We start from the raw sequence: 26,858 nt of genomic DNA, 5'->3' as shown, positions 1-26,858 counted from the left end.
CCATCTGTGTGCTTCTTCCAGCGGTTCGCAAGCATGTAGCCTGAGCCGTCGAAGTAATACCAGGTTCCGTTGACTTTCTCAAACTTGTCTTTTGGATAAGAGCCGTCTGAGTGTACATACCAATAGCCTGTATCGTTCTTCTTCCAACCTGTTTCAATTGTCAAGCCACTTTCAATATCCTGCTTGAACTGTTCACGGCTAATGCCCCATTTGGCAAGATAAGGATACGGGTCAACGTGGTCTGAATAATTGTCTGGTTGGTTATTGGTACAGTATTCATGTGTTTTGATACCTTCCAAACTGCTTGTATCAAGCGTTTTCGGCAAACCTGCTTCATCTGCTAGATTGCGTAAGAGTTCGATATAGAGACGGTAGTCTGTCATGAACTCTTCTTTAGTTGAATGGCTTTCAATCAATTCAACTGCCGCATAGCTTTCCGCATTCCAACCGCCGCCTACATCCCAAGAGCCCTTGTTTACAGGGCCTACTTGCATGACACGACCGTTACCAACCACATGAGAGAAGAAACCAAGCTCAGGGTTCTTTCTGTAGTGGTAGTCTGCCTCATTTTGAGCGGTTGAGTTGCGGTTGCCTGTTGAGTGGGCATGTACTTGTCGGTAAGGCTGTACCCCAACCTGGGGCAAGCCTGTACGTAGTCTGCTTGTATCGATATCCATCTCTACTCCCTCCAAGCATCGTTCATCTGCTTCACTGCGGACTCCACAAAGGTATCCAAGTCCTTATCGGTCATGCTGATCTTATATTTGGTCAGCACTGCCCGGATTTTAGTGCGAGCCTGTGCCAATTTTTCATCACCTTTATAACCTGTCGCAGCAGCCACCTGCTCCACGGCATGAACTGCGTTCTTGGCTAGGATTTCAGCGATGATTACCGCTTTCTCTCCACCTTTTCGCAAAAGATAGTCTTTCACCATTTTCACGATACTGCCTACTGCTACTGCTAAAAAGCCTGTCGCAAAAGCGATAATAAATTCATTAAATTGTGTCATGTGTTGTTTCCTTTCTATTCTCTATAAAACTTAACATTAACGGTACCTATATACTCCCTTAAGTTTGTACCAGTTAGATATATGACTCCTCGGTTATACATATCAGCCTGAATTCTTATTAATTTGCTATTATTGAGTTGTACATATCGTATAGCAGCAACCTTAATATCATTACCTTTAATATCAATATTGTACCCACCCCAGTACTGCCACATTCTTGTGTTTAACACTTCCAATAATAATGACGGTCCACTCGACCACACCAACCTATCGCCAATATAGCGCTTGACAATCTCTCTACTTCCTAACATGATTCTTACTCTATCTCTCATAGCTTCACCTACTTAAAAATATCGTAAATCGTGTGAGGGTCTTTGGTAGTAATAGCATCGTACTGCTCTTGCGTACCGGCCCAATAGTTGAGTGCCTGCGAACCGTTCTGATTGACAATGTTCTGACCTGGAACTCCACTTCGCCCTTGTTCACCATCGTTGACATTATCCAAATGGGTAAAAGCAGAGGCTCTCAATCCTCTGTAATTCACTTCAATGCGAACTTCAAACCAACCACCAGAACGCTGAGAAGCACTCCATGTGCCAAATTTTCCTGCTGAATCAGGGGTCTGATTTCTCAAAGAACGCCAGTTTGTATAGCCAAAACCACGGTAGTAATAATCAAGAGTATAGCCGCTCGTGACTGCTTCGCCATCGTAGAATACATCCGCAAACAAATTCAATCGGCTAGTAGAGCCATTCTTATAAGAACCCTCAATACGAACGCTGGCATTCAAACTATGCCCATTATCCCCTTTTAAGCTATCCCGTTGAGTCGGTGTCAGCGTATCGAATGATGGACGATTTTCTAAGGCGGAAATCCTAGCCTTGATGGGGATATCATTGTACAACTCCCATTTTTGGGCATAAGTAGACAAGTCTTGGTGGGAGGTCAAGTAGCCTTTCTCTTCCAGCTCCGCTTTTGTAACGAGGGTTTCTGGATGGACTTTCGGTCTACTCTCAAGGGTGTCCAGTCTTTTCTTAACCTCCCTATCCTTTAGCTCTGAGTCTTCTTTGATAGCCTTGACATCCTCACCGATTGCTCTTGCTAGATTTTCAAGGTTACTCATAGCACTCACGCTTTCGCTGCGTTATAGGTTGCGACCAAGTCAACATTGGCAATCTGGTCTACACGTCCGCTGACTTCAGTTACTTTGCCAAGAAGTGCGCTATTTTCATCTTGTCCCATACTTGTGATTTTTTCCGCGATTTCTTTCAGTGTGTCCAAATTCTCAGGCGTTCCTTCACCCAAGATTTCAGCCTTGACCTCTGATTTAGCTTGAGAGATTGCTTGGTTCATGTCAGACGTGCTGACTTTCGTTTTCAGCTCTTCGTTTACCTTTTTGTTATCTTCCCCCACTGCCTGCGCAAATGCTGTTAATTTTGTAGTATCCATTTTGTGTTACACCTTTCCTAAATTGTAATAAAAGAGTAGGTCTGGCAATTCCTGACCTACTAGGCTCTCGCCTACAGTTCTACCTGCAAGCTGTTTTTTTACTTCTTCTGCGATATCCAGCTCTTTTAAAGCATGGACTTCCTCTGTGACCAATTCTTTATCTGAGGCCACTATCTTGATATGGACAGATTTATCACTGGGGAAAACATAGCCTCCAGCCGTGATTTCCAAGCGATAACTCCCAATGGGCAAGATAGCGTCCAGATGAAAACTCACACCTTGACCGGTAACGGTTACCTGCTTCTTCCACTGGTAGCCCTCCTTGGTCAGACTGATCAGTGCCTCCTTCCCTTCCAGAGAGGAGATGACTTGGTAATCTTCGTCTAAGAGGGCAAAACCAAAGGTGGAAGCCAAGTCCCCTTGCTTAATCAGGTGCCCACCGTCAATTTGCCGCAAATTGGTCATATTGAGATTACAGACCATTCTGCACCTCTTTCTTTACTGTTTACTTTGTATCAAGGTTTTCAGTTCTCTCACATCTTCACCTAGCGATTTGACCTGTTCAGCCAGCACCAGAATAGCCTTATTTTGTTCGTCATGGTTATCCAATCTTTTGTTAGCCGACATTCGAAATTCGCGTAAGTTCTCAATGTCTTTTTCTATGGCTGTCATGCGATTTTCCTGCTTGGTTGCCCTGTCCTTCATGGAAAAGTACAAGACAACCACAGGAATCAGAGAAAAGAGAAACCGAATCAATAAGTGCTCAATCTCTGTCATAAACACCTCGCTAGTTTGCCAGATGGCTCAAACCACGTCGCTTCAATTCCTTGCGCACACGGTCTTTCCAGCGTTTATGTACCCATGAAAAGTCAACTGCTCCACGTTCCAGTAGGTTGATGTACATGTCGATTTTTGCTTGATCTAGTGTAATCTTACTCATTGCTGCTACCTCCATTGTCTTCACTAGGGCTCTCTTGGTTTGTCGTTTCAGAAATGTCATCTTCTTTCTCGCTTTCTTTCTTATCTTCTACCGCTGGGGTTGGTTGTGCTTCTTCAGCTTGGTTTTCTGTGTCCGTAACCTGAGGGGTGTCCTCGTCGGTCTCCTCCTGGTCAGACTCTCCTTGAGCTTCCAGCTCCTCCAATCGCGCTAAGATATCCTCAATATCCTGAGCATTCTGGAGATTGACCTTCTGCATGCCATCCATGAGCTGGTTGGCTCTCTCCAGCGCTTCCGTCGTCTTAGCCAATTGTTCTTGGTTTTTGACAATGGCACTAGTCGGGTCCAGTTCGGTGCGAACCAATTCCAAAACCGCTTGGATAAGGGCGTCCTCACTATCCTGTGTGTGGTCACCTGGCAATTCGCACTGCTCATAAGAATAGCGCCCCTTGTTTTCCATCTTGATTGCGACAACTGTTACATTTTCCCCACCTTTCAAGTAGGGATTAATTGCTACTTCGTAATTCATTCCTTATTTCCTTTCATTTTAGCTTGCGTTTCGTCAAAAAGTTCTTTAAGCGCTGGGTCATATTCCAGCACCGCCTTAAAGGCCTGTAATTCAGCCAAAGCCAGCCTATGGTGTACATTTAAATGCGCATAGTTCAATTCGATATCAGCCAAACGGTCGACGAGTGACTCAGCGACTAGCTTGTCGATTGTGTGATTATCCATGTCTGTTCTCCATTTTTTCTATTTTTTGATTTAATTCTTGAATGGCCTTGATTAAGTAAGGCACCAATTCAAATGTGCGATATGAATATGCACCGTCAGGATTCTCATAGAATGCTTCAGGGGCATATTTCTGGACATCCTGAGCCATGATACCACATGAGATATCCTCAATTTGGCCATCGTATTCTTTACGATAGCTGTAAGTCTTCAGCTTTTCGATGACATCTAGACCAGATACTTGACTGTCTTGAATATTTGATTTATAGCGACGGTCTGAGATTCTTTTATTCATCTCAATCCAGTCGCTACCTCCGTTACCTTGTCTATTCAAATATAGCCAGGTACCTCCTTGTGAAGTATCTTTCCATAATTTATTATATATAGGTGAGTAAAGCCACTCACCGCCACTATAAGTGATACGACCAGACACCCTCAAACTACCATTTATCACTGCTCCATTTGAAAACGACGGTTGACTATAAAAATTCACTCTTGATCTATCCGAAAAGTCAACCCTACCGTGGAAATTTGCTCCGTTTCGGCAATGCATGTTTCCTAACGTTGTCACATACCAAGCATTGGGGCCAGGACTGTTCCAATTGTAACCCCAGTTCGCCCAAAATGCGGTATTTTCGCCATTGTAGCTTCCGCCTTCGCCGTTTCCCATGCCGACCGAGAATTGGTTGACACCAGAAATCCAGCGACCTCTTCCTTGAGCAAAACGACCAATTGTAAACCCTCCTATTTGACCCTGATAAGCTTCTAAGAAAGTCGAGCGATTCACAACTGATTCAATCTTAGTCGCAAAGATACGTTTAGAAGTTAGTTCTCCAATAAAGGCGTCGTTGGCAATAAGTTTTCGAATAAAGGCATGATCAAACTTTACCTTATCAGCTGTGACCGCTTCGGCAGCTAAAACAGCTGTCGTTACTGAACCTGATTCAAAATTAGCTGTCTTCAACTTATCAACCATGGCAGACTTGATGACTGCTCTGTCAATCAGGGTCTCGCCTGTTATATGGGTTAATTTCCCAACAAAGCGGTTATGTCCATTGGCTCCTAGATTGATACCCGAAATCAAATCACCTGCACTGTTGATGTTTTGAACCAACCAGGAGCCAGCTAGTTGAGTCATTTTTGTTTGCGTTGCTTCAAGCTTCTTATTCGCATCTGCGACTGCATCTTCTGGATGTGGTTGCCATGTTCTAGGTTTATAACCTTTGTACAAGTCAACTTCTGTAATATACAAATCAGCTGTTCCTGATGATGAGCCATTGTTCTCAAAACGAATGTAAGCATTATCCATTTCTCCGGAATTAAAAGTTACTGAGACATCTTCGCATCTAGAGGTAGATAGTTTCTTGCTGCTAACAACTTTCTTAAAGATTGTGAATCCATCGCTCTCGCCTGCTCTTCGTCCCAAAATATAAACATCATAGCTTGCTAGAGCACTGTTGTTAAATCCTCTAAAATTCAGTACATAGTCAGTATTTCGTTCAAGATTAAAACGGTGACTAGACAAAAAGTTTTTGTTTTTAGTTGCATTACTTAAACGCATAAGGTCTTTCTGCCCGTTGTGATAAAAGCTATGCTTAACCAATCTTCCTAAATTTTGAGTTGAGACCCATTTATTCGTACCATTTTTAAAATCACTATTCTTAATGAGGTTAGGGCCGCTTACACTATATTTCCCAACCTCAACCTGAAACAGTTGATTGGTCAGAGCCATGCGAGCAACCTTATCCGCAATTCCATTTTCAGTATTGCCCAAAATCCGCTCGTAAAGTTCACTGGTTTCCTTAACACGCTGGAAGTCAGTAGTCTCTACCTTACCTGCCAGTTGATGGGATAGGTTCGCAATGTTCCTGGTCATATCCTGCTTATAAGTTGTTATTTGGCTTGAAATATCCCTAAATGTCCCGTCGGCAGATTGACGATAGCTAGCTATTTGGCTAGTTATTTCTCTATTCGCACTCGTTTTAACTCCTTCAATTCTCCGATGAATCCCCTCCACGTCTTCTTGATAGCTTGATTTCCCTACATAATCTCTGGATATCTGCTCACGAACTGCTCTTGCTTGTCTCGCGCTCTCCTCACGAGTATAGCGCTGTAAGCTTTCCTGTCTTTGACCATCTTGAGTAACATAGGCCTGAACAGCCGACAAATCCGTTCGCAATTCCTGCGCTGTTCGCTCAAAGCTAGCCTTAGCTTGTGTGATGAGACCATTGGTATCTTCAAGCGCTGGACTCCAGTCTGTCGCTAGGGTACCTTTTTCAAGTTTAATCCTACGAATGAAAATAGTTCCTCCGTATCCTAAATCTGAATTGAATAGGGTCATCTGTAGCTTGGATTCAGAGGGCGCATCCTCTTTAAAAAATACCGGACCTGTAAGCCTAAATCGCTGCCACTCCCTAGTCGCAGTGAACTCTTTTTGTCCCTCTATACCAAAGCCATTCGCCCCACCATGCGACATATGGAAAGGAAAAGAACCATCAACTTCATCGAGTTTACAATCAAACGAGAGAGTCCAAGTTGTCCCAATATCGGACTTTGAAAGATAGGGATCTAGATTATCAAACACAAAACCAAAACGAGACTGTTGAATTTTCTCGGAATCACGATAATAGTTCCGACCACCAACTTGCATATTTGAAAATTCTTCTCGCAATTTTCCAGCTTCAGCCACAACTAAGGTCTTATCTGCCTTGTCCTTGGTTGCGTTCAGGATTTCCTGGCGGATAGAGCCAGCCTGCACCTCAAATTCAGCCGTACTAAGCTTCTGATTTAGTTGACTCTGGGTATCTCTTTCTAACCTCCTCACAGACTGCCTAATATTCTCAGCAGTCACATTGAGGGAGCTGATATCCGCTTTGGTTCTGAGACCTTCAGTCAAACGCCTCACTCCAGCATCAAGCGCATCAGCGCGCTGATTAAAACGAGAGGTCATTGTTGAAATACGAGTAGAGCTCTCTTCTTGTATACGGTCTATCTGACTCGTCAGAGTCTCTGCTGTTTGCCTGACTTCTGATTTGTTAGCTTTCCCTTCCATTCTGTTCGTCAGTGCAGTTAGCCTGCCTTTAGTCGTCTCTTCATATCTTGCCTGAGAGCTTCTGACTCCAGCCAAGTCATTCTTTATCTGACCGAGAGCTTGAACTTGTTTGGAAATGTCAGTTTTAAGTTGCCTTTGCTTGGAGCTTATATCATTGGTAACTGTCTGCTTTAGAAGATTCAAATCACCCGACAAAGCCGTCTGAGCACTCCTAGTCTGCGACTTAAACGCTTCAAGTCTAGCAACAGAATCCAGCCCAATCCGCTTGGCTTCCTGAGCAAGAGAGCTACTTGCGCCAGCTTGTCTCAAAGCTTCCTCAGCCTTGCGCCTTGATTCTCGTAAAGGTTCATCATGAAAGCTATTGAAACGCTGATTGATAGTGTCAGACACTTCTTGCTTGACTTCTTCCGCCTTAGCCTTGGCAAGTTCTACTTGATCGTTAAAGTCCTTTTTGATTTTGTCGACCTTTTGGTCAAAATCTTTATCTGCTGCTTCTATCTGCGCTTGGATTTTGGCTTCAATGCCATCTTGTTGCTTAATCTGCTTGGTAATCGTACCCTCGTAAGAATACTGCGTATCATTTCCAGCTTTACTATCTGCGCTGATACGACCTCTTAGACCACCTTTGAAAGTAAAGCTCTGACTTAAGACAGGAACTTTAAAGGTTTCTTTCTTGTTGGTCTGAATGGTTACCCACTGCCCAACCTCAAGCAGTAAATGCCCTTGGTAGTTGAGATTATACGGATAGTAAGTCAGGTTTTTCAGCTTGTAATACAGGTCATTTAAAGCGCTCTGGGTCATGAAGACATTGTCTAGTTCCAAAGACCGACCTGTCTTCATACCAACCGTAAGAGGCTTCTTATCTGTCTTACAAGTAATACCAGCTATCTGATACTCAATCTCACTCTTGGTTAAACCATGTAGGAAGTAACTGTCTGCGTTTATCGTGATATTTGACTCAGTTAAATCACGGATTTCCATCTTCCCTTCTCGGTTGAAGAAACAAGACATCCCTATCATCTGAGTCATAGCGCTCAGCATATCCCTAAATGAAAGTTTCTTTCCTTCAGGAACTTGCTCGACATGGTAACGCATCGCGCTGATTCCGAAATAGTCATTCGCTAACTCAATGCCTGTTTTCAGGCAGATTTCCTGAATAACCTCTCGTACTTCAGCTGGGAAATGCAAATCTGTCACATACTCACGATTGAGCTTAAACATACCATCCATAAGTTCAAGTGTGGTTGTGTTGCGGTTTCGGTCAATCTCAATATCGTTGATGAAGTATTCCCCCATCTTGACCCACTGGTAGGTATCCCCAACCAGTAGACCAATCTCAGGGTGCAGGGTATCCAGCTTATTGAACGTGGTAATGATACTGGTAAAGGTAATTTTACCGCTACCAGCGCAGGTTCCACCAGGCTTATAAGTATCGCCCTTGATGTAGCCATACTCAAAACTAGCCTCTTTGATATCCCGTGAAGTATAATCACCAACACGAATAGCCAGCGTCCTTTCCTTGGCAAACATGGCTCTGTCAAATTGTCGTCTAGTTAAAGCGTCCATTTTCTTACCTCTCTACCAGATTAAATTTAGCGCCAGACCAAGGTTTAAACTTCTCAGTAAAGGTATAGCTAGGAGCTGTCCTATCACCGACATAGAAAGTCTTTGTGACTTGGCCATCCATGGGGTCTGGATAAGACACCTCAAAAAATTCAGATGATACAGCATGTAAAAGCTGACTTAATTCTCCCTGAGTCATCATACCCCATTCACAGTCTAGTTTGCGTTTGGTCGTGATACGGTCACGCACCATGTCGCCATTGGCATTACGCCCTGTCTCTCCATCGATATCTTGAATACCGACTTGAAAAGATTTGGGAGGCTTCACAGCCACCCCATTGATTGTCAATTGTGCCATTTAACCTCCTAAATCTTGAGCAAGGTTTGACCTGCTCGTTCATGTTCCTTGTTAATTTCTTGGATGGCTACCCGTCCGAACTCATGGCCTGCGATTTGAATAACGATGTCGCCGTCGCCAGAAAATCCACCTTGTGGACCAACACCAGCCATGGCATTTACTACCGCACTGCTGACTACTCGCCCAAGTGTTTGGATAAATCCTGTATTTTCAAGTGGTACGACCGCCTCTTTACCTGCTTCACCAATCATGGCAATAGTTGGACTATCAACGATACCACCACGGGCAAGACGAGGAAGGCTAACTGTGCTTACACTTCCAATCCATCCCAGACCAGGTAAGTTTCTGACAACATCTAAAACACCATTAATCATGCCGATGAAGCCATTGACCACATTTTCAATCGTTCCAAGAACCGCATTGACTGCGCTCTTAAACGCTCCACCTACTGCCTCGCCGACCATCTGACCAGCATTAACGAAGATACTTTTGACAGTATCCCAAACGCCTTTAAAGAAGTCGCCAATAGAGCTAAAGGCATTTTTAACAGCGTCAAAAGCTTTTCCGAATATATCGCCAAACCAGCTTGCTACTTTGGAAAGTGCACTTGTAACATCGTTCCATCTCTCGCCAAACCAAGAACCTAGTTTGCTAAAGATGTTTGTTAAGCCAGTCCATGCTTTTTGGAACATATCCGTAAACCATGCCCCGATATTAGCTAAAGCACTAGTCACATCCGCCCAACGTTGTCCGAACCATGAGCCGATTGGTGTGAAGATATTAACGATAGCGTCCCACGCACCTTGGAATACACCAGAGAACCACTCTCCGATGCCAGAGAAGATGTTTACAATAGCATCCCATCCTTGCTGGAACTTCTCGCCAAACCATTGACCTATTGGCTCAAAGATTTCTTGTAGCTTCGTCCATAGACCGCTGAAAAATTCGCCAATCGCTTGACAAATACCACTGATAAAATCACATAGTCCTTGCCATGCTGTTTTAGCAAACTCAACAACAGTGTCCCAATTTTGGTAGAGCAAGACACCAATAGCAATTAAGGCTGCGATTGCTGCAATAACTAAGGTTATTGGACTTGTCAAAACTGCTAACGCTGCATTAAAAGCCCATGTTGCAGCTGTAGCGACTCCTGCTGCCACAGAATGTGCAAATTCCGCCGCGGTTGCTAATCCCATTTTCGCTGTATGAGCAGTCCATGCTAGAGCTGATTTACCAAGTTCTAAAGCAGTTTTCCCTAGCTGTGCAATTGTTTTACCTGAATTGACAACAAAATCTTTTGCGTACAACGCATTCAAATAGATGGTTTCTCCGAAGCTGACCAATTTATCAAATGTCAAAGCTTTCAAAGCTAGTCCAAGATTTTTAATTCCGCTAACAATAAAGGAAACCTTACTACTTAATAATTCGAATGCTCCTGCAAGTCCCCCGGCTTGTTCAGCCCATGATAAGAAATTAATTGTTTGCCAAGCTGTTATCAAAGCCAAGATAGGTTCTTTGTTTTCTTTACACCAGTCAGAAAAAACGGTGAAACCATCTGCCACTAACTTAATAGCATCCGCCAATAGTCCCAAAGTGGCTAAAAGGCCACCTCCCAATAAATCTGAAATTCCTTCAATACTAACACCGAATACTCCTGATAAAAACTCAGCAAAAGGTTGCCAAGAATTCTCCCAAAGTATTTGAATAATATCAATTAGCCCATTAAAAGCATTAGCAATAGAGTTAATAGCAGGGACTACATGTTCATCATAAACACGACTTAAGCCATCGCCAAATTTGTTAACAGACCTTTCAATGCTCTCAAATACAGGCGCAACAGTATCTAATAAACTTTGGAAGACTGATGAAATTTTAGGAGCGCTTGTCACAACGACTTTTTCAAAACCTTTAAACAAACTTCCTGCTAATTTGCTACCGACTTCAACAATGGTAGATGTCAAGCTTAATAGAGTTGACACAATAGCACTACCTATACGAACCGCACCGGTTGAGGTAATGACGTCGTAGAAAGCACTAGAAAATGCCTGAGCGATGTTTCCTACTGCCTCTGCAATGTTACCAATATTATCAAACAAAGCAACTAGCGCCCTGGTAATGCGTTCCTTTTGCCTTCCAAGACCATTTGCAATACTTTCAGCGAGGAAAACACCGATACCTAGCCCGATAGTAGCTATTGAGCCTGTCACTTGCCCTAAAGCATAAGCGATTTTCTCAGCCATGCGATTAAAGGCATTCACAACCCTTGGGTCAGTGGCGATTTCTCCCATTGTCTTAGCTATTTGGTCTAAGGCGGTCTTAATGCGTTCAATACCTTCTGGCCTAAATGCTGCATCAAAACCTTTTTTGAAGAGGTCAAACAACCCTTTAAGCTTGTCTCCTAGCCCGTCAAAAATGCTCTTGAACTGGTTACCCATGTCGGTCAACTCGACTTCTGGCAAGATGTCTTTGAAAGGTCCGCCACCGCCTCCCTTTCCTTTACCACCTTTGCCACCACCTCCACCGCCAGAACCGCCTGCATCATCGTCTTTTGGTTTTTGTAAGATATTAATCTCGTCAAATCCCAAAAGACCTAGCAACTCTTTAGCAGCTTTCTTAGCGTTTTTGGCTGAGTCTCCAAGATTATCAGCAAGTCCTCCTGCTGAATCTCCAGCGTCGTCCACTGCATCAGCAAGGTCTCCTGCTCCGCCTGCAGCGTCTTTCATGGCGTTACCCATGTCTCCAACTGCACCACCAACACCATCTTTTACCGTAGCTTTCTTGTTGAACATCAAAGCGATAAACTCAGCGAGTTTAGCAGTAACATTCTTTAAGACCATGGCAAAAGAGTTCAAGACAGGCATAATGGCATTGATAATCGGCAACATAGAGTTACCAAGGTTCAATGTAGCGTCCTTCATCAGAGACTTAAATAGACTAATACGTCCATTTACAGAATTGGACAAGGTATTCCCATACTTTGCCGTAGCCTGTTCCAGGATAGCCATAAGGCGGATTTGTTGCTGGGTTTGGTAGTCCAACTGTTGCCAGCTTTGTCCGTTTGCAAAACGTTTAAAGGCTTCAGTAGACTCAATCATAGCCACATTGACGTTGATTCCTAGGTCTTCTCAATAATGTTATCGCATGGCTTTTTATCCATACTTCTTACAATTTCTTGTAAGTTCGGCATATATTTTCACCTACAACCGAATTGTCTAGGTGCTCACCACTCGTGGGGATATTTTATTCTATACTTTTTGACAAAACAAAAAGCACAGGTTCAATCCCTATGCTCTACGGTGACCAAGCCTTTTTAATTGCTTAGTTTACCTCGGTATCGTCATGTTTTAATTACTTAAAATTTAGAGTTTTACCGATTTTGGTAAGTTCTTAATCCGCCTATTTCTAAGCGGTGCGACAAAAGTCTATCGCTTCCGTATTCCCTAGCAAACCTGAGCGAATCCGCTCCATAACGTCTGTAATCGTGCGCCCAGAACCTTCAGCAACAACTGCCGACGTCTGCAACATCTTAGCAGTATAGGCGCTTAGTTTGTTGGTGTCTTTGATAAATCCAGAAAATAAGTTTGAGTAGACTGCACCATAGTTAGTAGCCTCGCCCACACCCATATTCATGGCATTAGCGTTATCGTTAACCCATTTTAAGAAAGATTGCGAACTCTCACCCATCTGGCGCTTAATTTGGTTCATAGCCGCTGATACTTCAAGAGCTGTCTGCGTTGAATACATCCCAACATCAAGCAATTTCTTACCAAGGATTGCAAAACCAGCAAACTTAGCCAGCTTGCCAAACGCGCTACCGATTGAGCTCGACTGTTCACGAACTTTGGCAGTCGCGTTCTTCACTTGGTCAGATGTTCCTTTGACCTGATTCTCGACTTCTTTCATCTTCTTCCTGAAAGGCGCTATCTCAGCGTCAATCATGACTTTCAATTCGTCAAGAGTTGCCATTCATTTCCTCCTTCCTTTTTCGATTGTGTCTTTCTGCAAAATCACGCATCCGTTCCTTATGTAGCAAAAGCTCTTGTCTCTGCCGTTCCTGTTCTACCGCTTGTTGTTCTTCTACAAACAACTCAGGCGCATATTCCCAGAACTCAAAGACCTTGGCATCCTTGGATAAGAATAAAGAAACGTGGTTGGATATCATCTGCGAAAGTCTGTACGAGTCAATAATCTTCTCTTTACGCTCTTGGATTTTGACACGGTTGTAGCTTTCAATCATTTCCCTGATTTCAAGCACCGTTAAATCCCAAAAATCAAGAGGCTTACCCCCGATGTCCAAAAACATAGGGTAAAGCCTCTCAATAATCTGCGTTACCGTTAAGATTACTCGACTACTGTCATTTTCTTCTTGGAAGTTTTCTTGCCCTTGCTTCCTCGTGGAGTAAAACCCGACACTTCAAAGAGTGGCATTAAAACCTCTGTCATGAAGGTTGTTTGGTCTCCACCATTATCCACGTATTCATCGTATAGATCGTAGACATCCTCAAGAGAATACCCATTCTCATACTTTTGCAAAGCTCCATGAATCAAGAGCAATACAACTTTTAAAGGAGGCAAAGGAAACTCTTCGCCAGCTTCAGGCATGAAGATTTTCAGTAAGTTCATACCGATTTTTTCTTCAACTTTTGCTGCTTGATGAGATGAAAGTCGTAGTTTTAACTCTTTCTCATCGCTAATCTTCCAAATTGAGTAAGGTAACGCCATTTAATTAACCTCCAAGACCGTCTGTAAATTCCAATTCTGACTGCAATGCAATCTTAAGTGTGAACTCGATAACGGCATTGACACCGCCACCGCCCAGTTTAACAGATACTTGGCCTTCAAAATTGACCTTAGTACCGTCTGGATAAGCTTGTTCAAAGTAGAGTTTCTTCTTGTCGTCTGCTGCCTTACGCAATACACGGTAAGGAGCAGTTTCGCTTGAATTGTTATAAGAGAACTTGTACTCCAATTCCCCTGCATCACCAATACCAAATTCGTACTTCTTAACTTTATCTTCAAGAGTAGTGTTCTCTACTTTTTCAGGTTCGATACCAAACTCTGGTACTTCTTTCAATCCAACAAGCTTAGTATAGCTACCTTTGGTTTCGCTATAAGAAAGCGTAATTCCGTTTGCTAACATGTTTAATTCTCCATTCTAAATTGAAAAACAAGCTCTGAGTGTAAGTCAACAACCCCTTCAAAACGCATGACCTTATGTCTCAAATGGGACGGGTCTGGCACGTCTTGGCAGTCGGTTCTTCGTAAACCTAAAGACTCAAAAATCTGATTGATTTTAACAGCTAACTCACTAGTGCTTGTATCATCAAAGATATCCACCTTGTAGCGGATAGAGGATTTTTGTTCCTGGTCATCAAACCAATCACCCGGCTTGTTTTGTTCTTCCAAAAAAATAACGACTGGAAAAGTCTCCCAATCGCTAGGATACGTATCAGTCACATTATCTGCAACCTTTTGCAATTCTTTATAAATAACAGGCTTGATATTAATCATTTTATTTGTTCTCTTATCTTTCTACGGACATAATCCGAAATATTCTTAGACACACGCTCTTGATTGTCTCTCAAAGCTGGATAAAGATAAGGCTGAGCAGGTTGACCATACATCTTGTAGAACTCCCCAATCTTTTGAAAGTGGTAAGGCCCTACATTGATTTGGTCTTCATGCACATACCACGGACTAGAGCGATAAGTCACGCTGACTTCTGGAGAGATACCAGAATGGCTAGCCTGACCCTTGGGTCCTGTTCCAAACTCAACATAAGGAGCATAGTGTAGATTTGTGTAAACCTCACCTATAGCCTTATCTCCGTCCATTTTAACCCTAGTCTTGATACTGTTTCTAAGTTCTCCATTGTTGCCTGGTGCTAGTCTTTTAGCATCAGCTTGGACAACCTTTATAGCAGCATTGTGTACCGCACGTAAGACGATATCCTCGCCAGTTTTTTTACTAGCCAATCGTCTACATTTAGCTATGAGCCTATCTGCCCCTCGTAGCTCTGACACGCTCTAACTCCAAAACTTGATGATATGTGTAGACCTTTTTAGAGATAACCCTGTGAGTCACTTCCGTCGGGCTATCGATACACACACCATCTTTCACTTTGATAGTAGCTGACTTGTTGGCATTTGCGTTCAAAATATCATTGACACGCTCACCATACATCTCAGATTGTAGCTTACTGCTAGCTGGCCACAACTCAAGGCGGACTGTCTCAGCTTCCTTGGCATATCCTTCTTTTACGACGCCTTCCTCTGTGACAGTCTTTTCAAACCGTCGCATTGGATAAGGTTTCAGTCTACTCTGCTTCAAAAACATGACCTGCCACCCTTGCTAATCTGTGCATGCGTATACGCTGTAAAAGACCCGTAGACAGGCCGTTTTCTCCGTAGACTACTGCTATACCACCCTCGGTTCTGGAATGCTCTCCTTCCGCTCCTGAGCGGTTGTGGAGTTCGATAGCAACCTCAGGTATTAAGAGACTTAAAGAAGGTGTCAAAGATGTGCGATTCGTCTCTGACAAGATAAGATTTGTAGCCCTCGTTTGGAGCAACATGAGAAGCTGAGTATCTTCTTCGCCTGTTAATTTCTTCAGCAACTCTATAGACATATCAATCCTCTTCTAAAAACTCAGGCTCAGGGAGAATTTCCTCAAGAACGTCTGAGATAGCGACACCATTGCTGGCGAAATTATCTGCCAGCTCGGCATAGCGCTCCTCAGTAATCTCAAGTTCCTCCCCTGCCAGTCGTTTCACATTTAATTCCCAATCATAGAAATCTTGTTTGACTTTAAATTTCACTTTTTAAATCCTCCAACACCTCTACAATTTCAGCTTTTGATAACTTATAGGCACCAGTTATGCCAGCTTCTTTAGCTAGATTCTTCAACTCTTCTAAAGTCTTATTTTCTAAATCAGAATACTGGCCAGCTTGCTCCTCTTGGATATAATGACGTCGTAGCAATAAGCTCATATCATCACCTCTTACTCACCGAATTTTACAACTCGTGTAGGGTCGTATAGGTAAACACCATAGTGTTTGTCACCAGTGATAACCGTTGTCTTTTTAAGGATGTCACGGTCTGTTTCGATAGCCACATCACGTTTTAGCATGATAACAAACGCACCATATTTATTGGCATCATCTGTCTGAGTCTGGCTAGGAGACACTTTGACAAGGAAACCTTTACCTTCTTCAACTTTTTTAGAGCGGACGATTTGCACACCAGCAACTTCACCAAAGGTCCCAGAAACAACCATATTTGCTCCAAGCTCTGAACCTTTAGTCCATTCTTTTGCTACGTCAGTTTTTAGCTTAGTAGCATCTTTAGGGTTGATGATAGCAACATACTGTGCATCTTCTTCATCCTCAAAAATATCAAGAGCCTTATCAATTGCCTCAAGAGTTGTTGGAGTTTCTGCAACGTGCTGTGTTGCAGTCTTAGCCACCGCTACCAAATCATCATCAATCTTGTTAGCAATAGCCAAACCAAGCTGGTAAGTGGCTTGACCTAGTGGGTCACCAAGACCTGACAAAAGAGCTTCATCGGTAATTTCATAACCTTTAGCAGCCTTTTTGATGGTCATAGTGGTCTTTTTAGTAGTCAATTGGTCTGGAGAAATAGCTTGACCTTCTCCAACCTCTGTCGCATCTCCTGCATACTCCCATGCTGGAACTGTTAGAGTATTCCCTGGTTGTCCTTGAAGTGCTGTTTCCACATAAGCCAGTGGAGTGAATTTAATCAATTTAGGTAGTTTAGCGGAAACCATGTCCGCCATCACTTCTGGGTTAACCATAGTGGCTAATTTAGTTTGTCTTGCTGTCATTTATTTTAACCTTTCAATTTCTTATAGAGTTCTGGGTTCTTTTGATAGAGTTCATTTCGACTCTGATAACCCATACGAGCAAATTCTTCTTTTGTGATACCGTCGCTATCAACTGGTGCTTGCTTCATTGGAGCTCCGCCTTTTAGCTTTTCTTGTACGCCTTTCTGTACGGCTTGCTCCCATGATTTCTGCAATACAGCGACAGACTGTGATACCGTCTCTGCGCTTGTTAAATCAACTACATTTACTAACTCAACAGGTAAGTCACGTTCACTTAGCATCGCTTTAGCTTCTGCGGTCAATTCCTTGCGGGCAATAGCCTTTTCACGGTCAGCTAGTTCTTGCTCACGCTGATCTAACTGATATTTCTGTTTCTCATCAGCGTTCATCTTGGCAAGCTTCTTAGCTTCGTTTTCCTTGGCTTCTTGCTCTGATTTCCACTTGGCAAACTTCTTATCGATGATAGCATCGACGTCTGCGTCCGTGTACTTCTTCTCGTCTTGCGGTTGTTGTGCAGGTTCTGCAGGTACCTTTTGTTCTTCAACCGTTTCGACTGTTTGTGTTTCTTCGTTCATTGCGAACCTCCTATTTTTAAAGTCATCCCTGACTGTATTTTCCATAGCTTTTAGTGTCTTCAATGCTTGGACAATATAAAAACCGTACGGGATTCCATACGGTTAGGGCATAATTAGATAAATAGTAGTCTAAAGGTTTCACGGCCTTTAGGTGTAATGAGTGTCTGTGTTCCAGACCATTGTGTTTTTTCGTTGAGTGTTTCCTTGACCTCAAACAAACCATCGTTTTTATTGGCTGTTGGTTGGAGCTTGCCTTTCTTATCTCGATAGATGTATTTTTTCTCCATCAAGAAGTCAATAAACTTACGTTCTTTGATTTTTAATTGTTTTGCTGTTTCTCGGAAGCTGGTCAGTAAGTTTCTATCTACTAGTTCATCGAAATAGTCTGCTTTCGGCTTCATTATGGTATTTTCAACGGATAATACAGCTTTTTCAGCTTCCAAGTTTTTAATGACTGCTTCTTTTTCTTTCAGTTGATTACCAGCCATAAGGAGCAAGTCTGCTAAAGCTTGTTTGTTGTGTGTGATATTATAGGCCACTTGGTCTGTCATATAAGCGCCATGCTTACGAATAGAGGGGAGAACCTCGCTAGTGACCCAATCAGCAAATTTCTCTGCTTCTGGTTTGCGAGATTGAAAAACAAGCTTATAGAAATTCGCTTCGTTGATGAAGTTTGCTTGTTGGACTCCTCCATTTGTAAGGAGGTCGGTAGTAACTACCCCCTTTGAATTTAGCCTTTTTACTACATCTTTACTGTTTTTTATATCCAAAATCTGACAACAATCTTTTAAGTTGAAATAAATTTCTTGATTAACTTCTGTCGTCCGCACTTCTCCGAATTGTTCATTTTTAAAAATTTGTAGTTCCATTTTTATGCTCCTAGTTAAAAATTTTACTTCCTAAGATTTCTGCTTTATCTGTTGAGTTCATCAAAATAAAAGCAATTTCATCTAGTGTTGAATGAAGTAAACCGAATTGTTCATTAAAAGTATCAAAGAACTTTTTAGACATTTCTTTAAAAGCTGTATCGTCCTTAAGTTGAACCCAAGCCAAGGTTTCTGTCATATTGGTTGCCATTTCAACTGTTCTACGAATATCTGCAAGTTCGTAGCCTAGATGAGTCAATTGTTCTTCTGTTAATTCAATTTTTGCCATAATAAAAACACTCCTTCGTGTATCTTGAAAAGAGCGTCTCAGCATGATATAATATTTCATGCAGAAACACTTCTGTGGTGATAACGTATGACCCTATTCTTGGCGGGAGCAGGTCGTACGTTATTTTGTTATCTCATCATAAATCTTTTGAATTCCATCTCGAATGACCGCAGATTTTTTTCTGTTGGTCTTTTTTTCGATGTATTCGAGCTGCTCAACAGTCTCTCTGTCTACTCTAGCACGAATGACAGTATCTTTATTTGATTTTTGACTATCAGCCATTTGTCATCACCTCCTGATTTGTGGCTACATTTTAAATTATAAAGAAATGTAGCTACATTGTCAAGAGGTTTTTTGAAAAAAATTAAAAATAAGAAAAGCACTTAGATTTCTCTAGGTGCTTTTGATTGTTAATAAGCAAATTCAAGTTTATCCAAAACCGTAAGAAAATTTATCTGGCAACTCTTTACCCAGCTTAATGCTTTTAGTTAAAGTATCTTTTACAAACGAAGCGAATTGCCCTAAATCATCTCCTGTGTAGCTATATTTTAAAGTGGTTTTATCAACTGTTGCAATACCTTGGCATTCTCCACTAACGGCAGAATATTGTCTCATAGCAGTACCATCTTCTATTTTACGCATAGTAATAATTTGTTTATCAATCTTCGCCATTTTCGCTTGCCTCCTGATAATTAAATTGTAGGTTAGCTCTTTTATGAGCTTCATCATAATCCATTTTTAACTGATTCATGTAATATGATTCAAGACTTTCGTGCTGTAGCATCAATATATCGTATTTCTTTGGATTACCCAAGTACAATCTTTGAAAACTTTGAGCCATGTCATAGTGCGGATAAAAGTTCATCATCCTCTCTTCAAAAGCTTCAAAATCCCACAACAAATACTGGTTATCTAAAATATGCTCTAACGCTTCTGATACTGTAGAATGAGAAAGTTTGCTACTTTTTACCATTTTTTCTACAACATCTGCACGATTAGAATTTTTCAGTTGCTCATAGTATTTTATCGCAAAATCACTTTTTTGCTTTTCTACATCTCCGCGAGCCTCACTTATTGAACCGCTAGAGACTAAAGAATCCAACTTATCCATACCCTGATTATACACCTTTTCTCCGTCTTTCGCAACATACTTACTATACCACTCTTTATAAGTCATATCTGCAGGTACTAGCTCAGTCTTGCCTGTCTCTGGATTCCTTGCTCTGCGCTTCAACTTGCTGTAGTCTGCGTCCTCATCGTATCCGACAGTAGTAGACCTACACCAAGGGTGCATAGGCGGACAATTGACACCAGGGACAGCCTTATCCCTATCATAGACCTTATTATCGTGCTCTTGGCAGATATGTGATGTACGCTTGTCTAAGACGGCTACAAAGATATACTTCTCTATGTCTGCTTCTTCATAGCTGAGTAGTTCCATTTGGTTATGAAAAAAGGCTGATTCTGTCCGAACCAAACGCCTCGCATCATTCTGACCGACATCGAATCGTTCAGCAATTGCTTGTGCCGTTTCTCGTGTTCCTCTTCCTGTCATGAGGCTCATGAGTAGTTCATCTTTTATGCTAGAAGTAAGCTTCCCCGTATTCTTCCAGATGTTTGTTGAGTAGGTACTTCCATCTCCTACCCAACTAAAAGACTGTAGATGTTTAATCTCGCTCTCAGGAAGCCCAGAAAAGCCATATGCCAGCCCTGTCTGCTGTTGCAGGTCAAAGGTAGCCTTGTAGTAACTATCCTTCATCAGGTCGCTATAGAAGGCGTCTGAGCCTGTCTTCTCTGAATGATAGATAGATTCACGCATACAATCTAAATCATCACTCAAACGCTCTAGGCGCTTCATACGAAAAGAATAAGCTGGGCTGTCTAAGTCAGCTAGTAATCTTTGGATGTTCGGGTCATTCGGTCTTGCTTCAAGTACTTTACGAAGTTCATTCAGATTTTTCTTGTCTTTCATGTTCTTCAAGACTTGTCTAGCATCTACCTGACTTAGACCATAATCACGTTGGAACTTATCAAAAATCTTATTGACTTCCTTATCCAAGTAAGTCTTGGCTTCCTGATAGACCTTATCGAACTGGTCTGCCTGCTTTTCGGCCTTGTCCATCTGCTGGTAAATCAGATTGGCTTTCCTCTTCGCCCAATACTCCTGATTCTTCATCCTCTACCTCGTCTTCGGGTTTCGTGTTGTCTTTGTTGAACATCGGCATGTCTTCCATGTTCTTCTTTTTCTCTTCTTCCAAGGCTTCCAGCTCAGCGTCAGGGTCTTCCACAAACGGCAAGAGAGAAATAAGCTGCCTATTGGTCACTTTACCTTCCAAATTGTTCACAATCTGAGAGATTTCCAGCAAGTTTTTAGGCAAACCACGGCTGAATTGTGGAACGATTGAATGAGACTCTAGTGCAATCTGTTTCATACCCAAGTAATGAGCAAAAATCGCAATACGCTGACGCAATCCTCGCTTATAGTTCGCTTCCTTGGTCTTAGTAATCATCTCAAGGCCCATTAGCTTGAATTCCATAGCTCAATTTTGTTACCGTAGAGGCTCTTTATCCTCTACTTCTTACGGTTTCCCGTAAGTTCAGACTATCTCTTCACCCTTATCAGGGTGTCGGATTTCGTGGATATTTCTGCATATAAAAAAAACGATACTATGTACCGTTTCTCACTTAGCTTACTCTATCTAGTCGTTAAACCTTACTGATATTTCTACCAGCAGTGGTAATTGATTAGCTTCAGTAATATGTCACAAATCTCCCTTTTTCATCTCGAACAATTGTCTTACCAGACATGTCCACACCTTTTGAAAATTGTCTTAAATCGTATTTTTTATAATTCAATAAGATATCATCTATTGTTTCATCATTAACGATTATATCATCTCGTTTTATGGAACGATAATATCTGTAGACAAGAGTTGAAAAAGAAATGTTGTTTTCTTCAGATAATTTTTTTAGATAGTCTCTCAAGATATATCCCTTATACTTAACGTTATCAGAACGATTACGTTTATTTGTATGTTCAGGAACCCACCTACAATTACTTGGTGAGTAGTCTTTGTCATTATCTATCCTATCTAATTGCAAACCAAATTCTACTCCGTTTTGCATTGCCCAACTTCTGAACTTAGCTACATCACTAAATTCATCAGAAACACCTATTCCACGTTTCCCATACCATTTATAAGCCCAATGTTTTTCATCATAACACCTTGCTAACATAGAGTAATAAACTTGATTTAGATGTTTGTGCATTTTATCTTTTATCATTCATCTTCTCCTAGATTATTATACTCTTATTATACCATAACAGAATATAAATATCTAGGTTATTACTGTTTTGCGCCTTCCAATTTTAACCCGATTTATTACCTCAAAGTTACCTTTGAGGAGGGCAACTATTTCACCCCCGAAGTATTCCCTGCGAAGTTCTCATCAGTCAGGTTAGGCACATGGCTGAATGTGTAGATATCCTCTTTCAGAGCCGTACGCAAGATTTCCGTAGCACTTTCATCCAGCGTATTCTTCAAGAACTCGGCTCTTGCACTATCGCCCGGCAATTCCAAAAGACCTTCTTCAGAAAGAATCTTCATCGCTACCTTAGCATCTTCTGGAGTGTCTGCTAACTGTGTGCCATATAAGACAAGGATAGACTCTACTGCCTGCTCCTTGTCATTGACACGATTCCCCATCAAGGAATTATAAGCGTCAATCAAGCTAATCTGTTGCTCGTAGTCTCCAATCGCAAAGTGATTGTTGCGATACTCGATAATCGGGATTTGACCAAGATTATGTTCTTCTACTTCCTCATTCTGTGTTGTTCCTGTGCTTGAATCACGCAGAACCATGTGATAGTGCAGATTTTCGGTAAAGACCTCTGCCTGATGCTTGGTAGTGTCTTTCGTATCATCTTCGACTTTATAGTAGTAGACCGCAAACAAAGGCTTCCGCTCAATGCTATCATCGTAGACCATGAAGGTGTTTTCTGGGTCAATACTAGTTGAGTCCAACTCAGTCAATCCCTCTTTAGCATAGATGTACTCGTAAGCACGACCATAGATGGCCATGTTCAAAGCATTCTGAGCATCTACTTGGTCAATCTCAGCGCCATCAAAGGCTGTAAGTAGTTCATCGATATCACCTTCAGCAGTGTTATTGTACTTGATAGGATTGCCCATAAAATAGCCCGTAGCCGTGTCTGCGATATCCTTGGCATGATTGGCTACCGTCTTGTAATTAGGTGCGTTCACGTTGCGTCTCGTGTGTTCTAAGATAGCATGCTCACCCAAATAGTAGCTTTTAAGCTTCTTCAAATGTGAGCTTTCAGTGTTATGTATCGTTATCAATTTGTAAATCAGGTCTTTCTTCAAAGAACCCTCATCATATCCATCCCGTGGATAGGTTAAATATTGGTACATGTCTTTCCTCTCTATAGACCATAATCAGAACGTCTGCGGACGGTTGCTTTTGGTTGCGAATGTTGCGAGTAAATCGCATAACGCACCGCATCTAGTACGTCGTCATTCTCTTTCACTGGTTCGCCTGTCTTTTCGTTCCAGATGTATTGATAGACCTCATCTTTGAACTTGCTGACCTTGTTTGATACAACAAAAAAGCGCCCAGTTTTCATCAGCTTGGCTACTTCTTCAATACCAGACAAGACTGCTTTATTAGCGTTAAACGTCTTTAATTGCTCTCTTTGAAATCTTGCAACGTGTTCAGGTCGTGCACTATCTGCCCAGAACGTAATATTCCCGTATCGTTCCTTGATATTCTTAGCGAGGTCTACCCAAAAATCAATCTCCTTGTATTGATGCGCGTGCTCTTCTAATAGATAAACCGAACCGTCAGACGTCTCTCCAATAACAACGATAGAGCCAAAGTGTTCATATCCCCAGTCAACACCAGCGTAGACTTTAGTGATATCTTCTGGTACGTTATCTACAAACATATTCTCACTAAAATCACGATAGACGACGCCCTCACCAGTCACCCACAGACCAAGGATGTCTCGGTCATAGAAGACGCCTGCCGGTGTGGCTGATTTTATATTCTCACGGTATCTATCAGACATGAATGTGTTATCATCTAGCTTAAAATGAAAGTCGATAATCATATCGTCGCCAGAGTTGATATAATCCCGTCTGAGCCAGTGAGTTGGGATGTCTGGGTTACTGTCCCAAACAATCCTTGCGCCTTCTCCTGAGCAACGTGAGATGATTTCTTTAAATACTTGTTCGTTAGCAAGAGATGCCTCGTTTACATAAGCTCCAAAAGCAGTAAAGCCACGGGCGCGCTTTAAACCAGATATAGAACCAGTGTAGACTGGAACTACCTTGACACCGCAAAGGGTAAAAGCTCCGTGCTTATCGTATTTAGGTTCAATATCAAACATGTTATACAGTTCCTGAATGATATTGTTTTGTATCGATGTTGAAGATGTTCCAGCTAGTATATACATTGGCTCATCTATGTTTAATCTATCCGCTGTTTCTCTCACTCGTGCAATCTCATTCATGAAGACCATATTGTTTAGAACAGTTTTACCTGAACGTTTTGCACCATGGAGACCACAGATAAAAAAATCATCATTCAATACTCGTGTAAGTACTTCTTCTTGTCGTTTCGTAAATTTATTTGTCGTCAAAAGCACCTCTCAAAGCCTTAGCAAACTCTATCAATTTATCGTCTTGCTCATTATCCACACCGATTTGTGATTTAAGTTTTTCGATTTCAAGTTCTAGTTTCTCAGCTTGTTTAGCAGTCGGATAACGCTTCAATATTTCAGCTATCGCTTTAATAACTGTGTTATTATCTGCCTTTTTCGTAACTCTATCCACCTCACCAGTGACAGGGTTCATCATCAAAACTTCCTCAAGTCGCTGTCCTCTTGCGATGTCTGAGAGAATTGAAAGAGCCTCTTTAGCACTCAAAATATTTTCATCATGCATCTTTTCAGTTTCGGTTTGTATAAACGTTTTAACGCTTGCATTTTCTAGCAATTTACTAGCGGTTGTCTTAGCATACGCTTCACTATAACCTGCGAATATTGCGGATTGATAGACATTTCCAGTCCTCAAATACTCGCTCGCAAACATCTTTTGTCTTTGATTTAACCCAATGCCCATCACCTCCATTCACAAAATAAAAAAGTCACACGATGTGCGACCTTCCTGCAAGACGACTACAACCTTGCTTGTGTATTAAATTTTGACTTCTTTTTTATTTTTTGTAGTCTTTACAACCTCTGAGGGAATCAAACCCTCTAGCTTATAACTTATCCGGAGTATAATTAGCTACGCAATCATGCAAGGTCTAGTCGCTCCGCAACCATTTGTAAGTTAATGAGTGATATATGAATGCTAAGCCTACTGCCTACCCCATTCTGGGACACAAACACTCAAATGACAGCAGCTGGAATCGAACCAACTGGTCTAGCAGTAAAACGCACGTTTGGTAAAAGTTTCAAGGAGACCCAAACAACCTGCTAACCTGTCCTTACTGTCTAAGAGACCGAAGCCTCGGAAAAATATAATAAAGTATAAAGGAGACGTCAATTGACCTATCACTTGACAATACTATTTTACCATGTAAAATAAGCCATTTCCTAGCAATTTACTTGCAAATATCTCCCAAAAATTTACGAAAGACAATCAGCTTACCTTTTCGATAGGCTTCCGCAAATTCCAAAGCACCTCTACTAAGCATGCGATAGAACTCACTTTCAGAATAGCCTAAGTCCATATAGATAGCCTTGTCTGATAATTGGATTTTCATATCCATGTACTTCTTTGCTATAACCTGCCGAACGTATGGATCCATAATGCAGTTCACAGCTCTCTCAATTTCCAAAACCTCTGCCTCTGCATCCACATGTTCGATAACCATATTCTCAGTGGCTGTGTTCTTACCAGTAAACGTCTTTGGTTCAAATGAGTAGGTCGTTGTAATTTTAGGCAAATACTCAGCGCCTGCCATTCGGACATACGAGCGATAACTCTCTAGAACGTCATATACATTTTTTTTGGTAAATTGCACGTCAACGCTTTTTAATAACCTCACAACATCGCTCCTTTATGATATAATATTTTTAGCGAACATATCACAAAGGAGTCAGCTGTGCTGGCTTTTTTCTTGCTTTGTTCCGTTTTTATATGTATACTGTATGTATACAAAATAAAGGAGAAACAAATGAATACTGTTAAAACTCGTAAGGTTGGGAACTCTGTCACTGTGACCATTCCCAAAACACTCAATGTTCCAGAAGGTCAGGAAATGTTTGTCTACAAGGGTGTAGATAATGTCATTGTCCTAGCTCCAAAAATTCCAGACCCATTTAATGGAGATGCAGACCTACGCATGGAAGATGACTTTGAGGGGGTAAGATTCCTTGACAGCGAAATATGATTACATTCCAGAAAAACAGGACATCATCTGGATTGACTTTGACCCGTCTGTTGGACGTGAGATTCAGAAACGCCGTCCTGCTATTGTCGTCTCGCGTAGAGAATATTCGGAGCGGACGGGATTTGTTGCTGTATGCCCTATTACACACGGTCAAAGCAGACTAGAAGAACAAGGCCTGCTCGTTCCTGTGCGTTCCAATAAGGTAGATGGCTCTGTCAATCCACTCCAACTCTATACTTTTGACTTTAGAGAGCGCAAGGCTCAAAAAATCACAACCATGGATACAACCAGTTTTCAGAAGGTTGTCCAACTCTACAACTTCATCTTCGAAGCCTAGTCCTTATGGATTGGGCTTTTTTAGTTCTCCAAAAGTTCAGGGTTTTCGTATACGTTGCCAACGACTCTATAAGAGTAACTTTCATCGCTAAGAATTTCATGAAAGGGCGCAATATCATCTACACTTATTGCTTCTATCATAAAGACAGCTTGCTCATTATCCCAAGTCAATTTTGCATTCCCAAGGACTTCTCCTTCATCTTGAATTTCAAGAACATCCCCCTCAAAGATTTCCTTGCCGTTCTTATCCTTGAGTCCTGTTGATTGCATGATACATTCATAATCATCAAAATGTAACCAATCTTTTTTCTCTTCAATCCAAATGATAGGACAAGTCCAGTTTTCATCACTTAGATCACAATTGCCTACCATGACTTTGTAATTCATTTCTTTTCGCAGTCTATCCCACGCTCTAAATTTTGGTATCAT

36 protein-coding genes and 3 pseudogenes are annotated in these 26,858 nt (G+C 41.7%); 2 read left to right on the top strand and 37 right to left on the bottom strand.

Features of this window, described 5'->3' with window-relative positions; all coding sequences use genetic code 11:
* The 36 genes and pseudogenes from HT703_RS02635 to HT703_RS02460 form a co-directional block, all read right to left on the bottom strand.
* Positions 1–677: N-acetylmuramoyl-L-alanine amidase family protein (locus HT703_RS02635; protein ID WP_172929910.1), on the bottom strand; the 677-nt coding region annotated here is incomplete at its 3' end.
* Between the two features lie 2 nt (positions 678–679).
* Entirely contained in the window at positions 680–1,009 is a 330-nt protein-coding gene (locus HT703_RS02630) for a phage holin (protein ID WP_050207563.1), read from the bottom strand.
* 14 nt (positions 1,010–1,023) lie between these two features.
* Entirely contained in the window at positions 1,024–1,341 is a 318-nt protein-coding gene (locus HT703_RS02625) for a hypothetical protein (protein ID WP_023938737.1), read from the bottom strand.
* A gap of 8 nt (positions 1,342–1,349) precedes the next feature.
* Positions 1,350–2,132 (bottom strand): hypothetical protein, encoded by a 783-nt coding sequence (locus tag HT703_RS02620; protein WP_000067166.1) that lies wholly within the window; start codon positions 2,130–2,132, stop codon positions 1,350–1,352.
* A gap of 5 nt (positions 2,133–2,137) precedes the next feature.
* Positions 2,138–2,458: a hypothetical protein gene (locus tag HT703_RS02615; RefSeq protein WP_050207561.1), complete on the bottom strand. Its 321-nt coding sequence runs from the start codon at positions 2,456–2,458 to the stop codon at positions 2,138–2,140.
* 6 nt (positions 2,459–2,464) lie between these two features.
* Positions 2,465–2,941, bottom strand: a complete 477-nt coding sequence (locus HT703_RS02610) for a hypothetical protein (protein WP_000227062.1) — start codon at positions 2,939–2,941, stop codon at positions 2,465–2,467.
* 15 nt (positions 2,942–2,956) lie between these two features.
* Complete coding sequence (locus tag HT703_RS02605) at positions 2,957–3,235, bottom strand: hypothetical protein (protein WP_000134981.1); 279 nt, start codon at positions 3,233–3,235, stop codon at positions 2,957–2,959.
* 10 nt (positions 3,236–3,245) lie between these two features.
* A complete protein-coding gene (locus tag HT703_RS02600) occupies positions 3,246–3,398 on the bottom strand; it encodes a hypothetical protein (RefSeq protein WP_000036642.1) in 153 nt (50 codons plus the stop codon).
* The gene (locus HT703_RS02595) at positions 3,391–3,924 is read right to left on the bottom strand and encodes a hypothetical protein (protein ID WP_001105679.1); all 534 of its coding nucleotides are present in this window, start codon (positions 3,922–3,924) and stop codon (positions 3,391–3,393) included. Before HT703_RS02595 ends, HT703_RS02600 begins: the two co-directional genes overlap by 8 nt.
* Positions 3,921–4,127, bottom strand: a complete 207-nt coding sequence (locus HT703_RS02590) for a hypothetical protein (RefSeq protein ID WP_000368698.1) — start codon at positions 4,125–4,127, stop codon at positions 3,921–3,923. Before HT703_RS02590 ends, HT703_RS02595 begins: the two co-directional genes overlap by 4 nt.
* Complete coding sequence (locus tag HT703_RS02585; RefSeq protein ID WP_172929909.1) at positions 4,120–8,742, bottom strand: tail fiber domain-containing protein; 4,623 nt, start codon at positions 8,740–8,742, stop codon at positions 4,120–4,122. The genes HT703_RS02590 and HT703_RS02585 overlap by 8 nt, the downstream gene beginning before the upstream one ends.
* A 4-nt stretch (positions 8,743–8,746) precedes the next feature.
* Positions 8,747–9,097 carry a DUF6711 family protein gene (locus tag HT703_RS02580; RefSeq protein WP_000068028.1) on the bottom strand — a complete coding sequence of 117 codons (351 nt, stop codon included), beginning with the start codon at positions 9,095–9,097 and terminating at the stop codon, positions 8,747–8,749.
* 8 nt (positions 9,098–9,105) lie between these two features.
* Entirely contained in the window at positions 9,106–11,193 is a 2,088-nt protein-coding gene (locus HT703_RS02575) for a hypothetical protein (RefSeq protein WP_138699298.1), read from the bottom strand.
* Positions 11,194–12,517: 1,324 nt separating this feature from the next.
* A pseudogene (locus HT703_RS02570) lies at positions 12,518–13,063 on the bottom strand (hypothetical protein); the annotation flags it as partial.
* The gene (locus HT703_RS02565) at positions 13,050–13,400 is read right to left on the bottom strand and encodes a hypothetical protein (RefSeq protein ID WP_138707796.1); all 351 of its coding nucleotides are present in this window, start codon (positions 13,398–13,400) and stop codon (positions 13,050–13,052) included. The pseudogene HT703_RS02570 and the gene HT703_RS02565, both read right to left, overlap by 14 nt.
* 38 nt (positions 13,401–13,438) lie before the next feature.
* Positions 13,439–13,819 carry a DUF6096 family protein gene (locus HT703_RS02560; protein ID WP_001207822.1) on the bottom strand — a complete coding sequence of 127 codons (381 nt, stop codon included), beginning with the start codon at positions 13,817–13,819 and terminating at the stop codon, positions 13,439–13,441.
* 4 nt (positions 13,820–13,823) lie between these two features.
* Positions 13,824–14,237 (bottom strand): phage tail tube protein, encoded by a 414-nt coding sequence (locus tag HT703_RS02555; protein ID WP_000880679.1) that lies wholly within the window; start codon positions 14,235–14,237, stop codon positions 13,824–13,826.
* Between the two features lie 2 nt (positions 14,238–14,239).
* Positions 14,240–14,608 carry a hypothetical protein gene (locus HT703_RS02550; protein WP_000608236.1) on the bottom strand — a complete coding sequence of 123 codons (369 nt, stop codon included), beginning with the start codon at positions 14,606–14,608 and terminating at the stop codon, positions 14,240–14,242.
* Complete coding sequence (locus HT703_RS02545) at positions 14,605–15,120, bottom strand: HK97-gp10 family putative phage morphogenesis protein (RefSeq protein WP_007284942.1); 516 nt, start codon at positions 15,118–15,120, stop codon at positions 14,605–14,607. Before HT703_RS02545 ends, HT703_RS02550 begins: the two co-directional genes overlap by 4 nt.
* Positions 15,095–15,433, bottom strand: a complete 339-nt coding sequence (locus HT703_RS02540; protein WP_000478948.1) for a hypothetical protein — start codon at positions 15,431–15,433, stop codon at positions 15,095–15,097. The genes HT703_RS02545 and HT703_RS02540 overlap by 26 nt, the downstream gene beginning before the upstream one ends.
* Positions 15,414–15,725, bottom strand: a complete 312-nt coding sequence (locus HT703_RS02535; RefSeq protein ID WP_050113806.1) for a phage head-tail connector protein — start codon at positions 15,723–15,725, stop codon at positions 15,414–15,416. Before HT703_RS02535 ends, HT703_RS02540 begins: the two co-directional genes overlap by 20 nt.
* Position 15,726: 1 nt before the next feature.
* The gene (locus HT703_RS02530) at positions 15,727–15,915 is read right to left on the bottom strand and encodes a hypothetical protein (RefSeq protein WP_000669846.1); all 189 of its coding nucleotides are present in this window, start codon (positions 15,913–15,915) and stop codon (positions 15,727–15,729) included.
* On the bottom strand, positions 15,905–16,087 hold the full coding sequence (locus tag HT703_RS02525) for a Rho termination factor N-terminal domain-containing protein (protein ID WP_000054933.1): 183 nt from the start codon (positions 16,085–16,087) through the stop codon (positions 15,905–15,907). The genes HT703_RS02530 and HT703_RS02525 overlap by 11 nt, the downstream gene beginning before the upstream one ends.
* Before the next feature lie 11 nt (positions 16,088–16,098).
* Positions 16,099–16,941 carry a N4-gp56 family major capsid protein gene (locus HT703_RS02520; protein WP_172925172.1) on the bottom strand — a complete coding sequence of 281 codons (843 nt, stop codon included), beginning with the start codon at positions 16,939–16,941 and terminating at the stop codon, positions 16,099–16,101.
* A gap of 5 nt (positions 16,942–16,946) precedes the next feature.
* Positions 16,947–17,516, bottom strand: a complete 570-nt coding sequence (locus HT703_RS02515; RefSeq protein WP_001001558.1) for a DUF4355 domain-containing protein — start codon at positions 17,514–17,516, stop codon at positions 16,947–16,949.
* Between the two features lie 113 nt (positions 17,517–17,629).
* On the bottom strand, positions 17,630–18,385 hold the full coding sequence (locus tag HT703_RS02510; RefSeq protein WP_172929908.1) for a phage antirepressor KilAC domain-containing protein: 756 nt from the start codon (positions 18,383–18,385) through the stop codon (positions 17,630–17,632).
* A gap of 10 nt (positions 18,386–18,395) precedes the next feature.
* On the bottom strand, positions 18,396–18,671 hold the full coding sequence (locus HT703_RS02505) for a hypothetical protein (RefSeq protein ID WP_138700485.1): 276 nt from the start codon (positions 18,669–18,671) through the stop codon (positions 18,396–18,398).
* A 120-nt stretch (positions 18,672–18,791) separates the two neighbouring features.
* Complete coding sequence (locus HT703_RS02500; RefSeq protein ID WP_171039300.1) at positions 18,792–18,953, bottom strand: hypothetical protein; 162 nt, start codon at positions 18,951–18,953, stop codon at positions 18,792–18,794.
* A 147-nt stretch (positions 18,954–19,100) separates the two neighbouring features.
* Complete coding sequence (locus HT703_RS02495) at positions 19,101–19,343, bottom strand: hypothetical protein (protein WP_001062371.1); 243 nt, start codon at positions 19,341–19,343, stop codon at positions 19,101–19,103.
* Positions 19,330–20,847 (bottom strand): minor capsid protein, encoded by a 1,518-nt coding sequence (locus HT703_RS02490; RefSeq protein WP_240150150.1) that lies wholly within the window; start codon positions 20,845–20,847, stop codon positions 19,330–19,332. Before HT703_RS02490 ends, HT703_RS02495 begins: the two co-directional genes overlap by 14 nt.
* A pseudogene (locus HT703_RS02485) lies at positions 20,756–21,211 on the bottom strand (phage portal protein); the annotation flags it as partial. The pseudogene HT703_RS02485 and the gene HT703_RS02490, both read right to left, overlap by 92 nt.
* A 211-nt stretch (positions 21,212–21,422) precedes the next feature.
* Entirely contained in the window at positions 21,423–21,956 is a 534-nt protein-coding gene (locus HT703_RS02480) for a hypothetical protein (RefSeq protein WP_000588570.1), read from the bottom strand.
* Between the two features lie 134 nt (positions 21,957–22,090).
* Positions 22,091–23,104: pseudogene (locus HT703_RS02475) on the bottom strand (phage portal protein); the annotation flags it as partial.
* Positions 23,105–23,115: 11 nt separating this feature from the next.
* On the bottom strand, positions 23,116–24,333 hold the full coding sequence (locus tag HT703_RS02470) for a PBSX family phage terminase large subunit (RefSeq protein WP_119946919.1): 1,218 nt from the start codon (positions 24,331–24,333) through the stop codon (positions 23,116–23,118).
* Positions 24,320–24,814: a terminase small subunit gene (locus HT703_RS02465; protein ID WP_054388424.1), complete on the bottom strand. Its 495-nt coding sequence runs from the start codon at positions 24,812–24,814 to the stop codon at positions 24,320–24,322. The genes HT703_RS02470 and HT703_RS02465 overlap by 14 nt, the downstream gene beginning before the upstream one ends.
* A gap of 487 nt (positions 24,815–25,301) precedes the next feature.
* Entirely contained in the window at positions 25,302–25,748 is a 447-nt protein-coding gene (locus HT703_RS02460) for an ArpU family phage packaging/lysis transcriptional regulator (protein ID WP_001237927.1), read from the bottom strand.
* 129 nt (positions 25,749–25,877) lie between these two features.
* Between HT703_RS02460 and HT703_RS02455 the strand changes: the two genes are divergently transcribed.
* Entirely contained in the window at positions 25,878–26,093 is a 216-nt protein-coding gene (locus HT703_RS02455; RefSeq protein ID WP_001098943.1) for an AbrB family transcriptional regulator, read from the top strand.
* Positions 26,077–26,430, top strand: coding sequence for a type II toxin-antitoxin system PemK/MazF family toxin (locus HT703_RS02450; RefSeq protein WP_000125658.1), 354 nt, complete (start codon positions 26,077–26,079; stop codon positions 26,428–26,430). Before HT703_RS02455 ends, HT703_RS02450 begins: the two co-directional genes overlap by 17 nt.
* Before the next feature lie 20 nt (positions 26,431–26,450).
* Here the strand turns inward: HT703_RS02450 and HT703_RS02445 are convergent.
* Positions 26,451–26,858 (bottom strand): YopX family protein (locus HT703_RS02445; RefSeq protein WP_172921814.1); only part of this gene is annotated, 408 nt, incomplete at its 5' end.

The organism is Streptococcus sp. 3874 (assembly GCF_013276425.1).
GTDB classification, from domain to species: domain Bacteria; phylum Bacillota; class Bacilli; order Lactobacillales; family Streptococcaceae; genus Streptococcus; species Streptococcus pseudopneumoniae.
This window is presented reverse-complemented; position numbering and strand designations above follow the sequence as displayed.